Here is a 2,250-nt window from a genome sequence, read left to right on the forward strand (position 1 = left end):
GCATCAACAATCTAATCTAAAAATGAGAACTTATAAAAGAAAAAACACTTGCAAGAACGTTCTTGCAAGTGTTTAATTTAATTATTTTTGTCTAATAAATCTGTATCGATTTTTTAGGACTAGTCAATGATTTTTCTTTTATTGACCGTCCATGGTTGCTTTAGTTTCAGCTTCTTGAATTGCTTTTTGATTTCTAACAAAAGTTTCAGATTGTTCTTTTCCAGCACCATACAATTCTGGATGAAGATAAGTTCCTTTGAACTCTTTTTCTTTTTCTGGAACAATTCTGTTCTCATTTGCAAATTTATCTGCTCTAACAGCTGTAATTTGCCAGCTTACTTCTACATTTGGTATGCTGGTTTGTATTACAAATTTATTACCAGAAACTTTTTCTTTTATAATTGCTTGTGCAAATGTACCAATAGTGGTTAATTGATATCTGAAATCTTTATTGGCTGCTTCAAAATAAGCAGGTAAAGTAACTGTTACATATCCGTTGTTATCAGTCTTTACGTTTCCAGAATAGATGTTCATCATTTCAGGAGATTCTACAAAACTGTGAATTAGATATTGGTTTTTTGGATTTAATGGATGGTCAATTTTAAAAGTACCACTACCTTTTGCAATATTACCGGTTATATTTAAGTCTCCGTTTATGTTTACATTTCCATTAAAGTCAGAAATCCCTTGTACAGCAAATTGATTAGTTGGTGCAGTTTGATTACTAGAAAGGCCTCCTAATGATAATTTTTTTATTCTCATGTGACCCGATCTGTAATAAGTAGCGATGGTGTCTCCTGCACTCGGTATATAACAACCGCTTATTAAAGCTAGTGTGTTTGAAGATCCGTTATGGTAAAATTTAAAACCACAATCTCCGTTTTGATCGTCTAAATCTTCACCAAAAACAAGTGTTCCAGAATTGTTGTTATTAAAGGCATTACTACCTACACCTATAGATGATCCAGAGGTTTTCATAACACTCAAAGTATGAGTGGGTGCAGCATTTCCAATCCCAACATTTCCTGTATTTGTATTGTTGATGTTATTTCCACTAGTTGTCCATTCTGCTCCTGCAATTCCTGCAGAAGATTTTGAAAAAAGAGCATAGGGTACACTTAGGAGTTGACTTGTTCCAGTTAATGAATAAGTTGTTCCTCCTGTAGGATCAACATCAGTTTGAATATAATATGAATTATTGCCCCAGTTAATGGTGTTGAAAGCTCCAGAAACAACTGTTCCTGAGCCCACTTCTATGCTAATTAAACCATTTGCATTGGTTGTGGGTGTTTGTGTTTCAACATATACAGGGTTTCCGGTCGATGACCCTTCTAATATACTAATTTGTATACCTATTGGAGAGGAAACTATTAAAGCGTCTGATACATCTCTAATTACAGCTTGATAACTCATTTTTTCAGGAGCTTGAGCCGTCATCGTTAATGAAAATAAGATTGTTGCTAAAAGTGTGTAAATTTTTCTCATATTCTTTATTTTTTAATGATTTTAAATGTTTTAACTTCTGAATCTTGGTGTTTAATTTTTAAATAATAGATAGTTGATGGAAAAGAAGCGATTGAAATGTTGATTTCATTAGGAATGTTTTTTTCCGATTTTAATCTTTTTCCATTGATATCAATTAACTCGTAGTCAATGGAATGATTATTAGAGTTGATAAAATTAAGGGTTAGTATATCTGAGGTAGGGTTTGGAAAAATTTTTACCTCTTGAATTAAGTTGGAAAAATTATCAATCGATAATACTTCAGAAATTTCATAAGGTTGTTGAACTCCTTGAGCTACAGAGCCAGTCGTACCAAAGTTTGTTGTGTAAACTATTTGTCCTACAGAATAGGAAAGAGAACCTTGTGCTCCAGACACAATTTCTCCTCCTGAGCTATTGGTTGAATTTTGAGCTACTGCACTCGAAAATCCAAAACAAATAATGAAGATAAGAAAGGGAAAATAATTTTTTTTCATAGTAATGAATTTATTGATTAGTTATTAGTTTAAAATTAACATTTTTTTTAAAATTATTTAATTTTTTTATTAATTTTTTTATTAATTTTTTTACATAAATAAAATAAATAATATAACACTTAAAATAAAAGCATATAAGAAACTGAGTACTATTTCTAATTTATATTTTTCTATAAAATTCATAATTGTTCTTTTTTTTCAAAATTAGTAATACTAAACTTACGACATATAGGTAGAATTACCTGTTTTTTGAATAGGGTTATATATATAT

General features: G+C 30.4%; 2 protein-coding genes. Both read right to left on the bottom strand.

Annotated features, from left to right (window positions below; all coding sequences use genetic code 11):
- Positions 1 to 138 precede the first annotated feature (138 nt).
- Positions 139 to 1,485, bottom strand: a complete 1,347-nt coding sequence (locus HALO113_RS14875) for a hypothetical protein (RefSeq protein ID WP_159779881.1) — start codon at positions 1,483 to 1,485, stop codon at positions 139 to 141.
- Between the two features lie 5 nt (positions 1,486 to 1,490).
- The gene (locus tag HALO113_RS14880) at positions 1,491 to 1,979 is read right to left on the bottom strand and encodes a T9SS type A sorting domain-containing protein (protein WP_159779882.1); all 489 of its coding nucleotides are present in this window, start codon (positions 1,977 to 1,979) and stop codon (positions 1,491 to 1,493) included.
- Positions 1,980 to 2,250 lie beyond the last annotated feature (271 nt).

Origin of the sequence: Flavobacterium sp. 9AF, from assembly GCF_902506265.1 — a bacterium.
In the GTDB taxonomy this organism is placed as follows: Bacteria; Bacteroidota; Bacteroidia; order Flavobacteriales; family Flavobacteriaceae; genus Flavobacterium.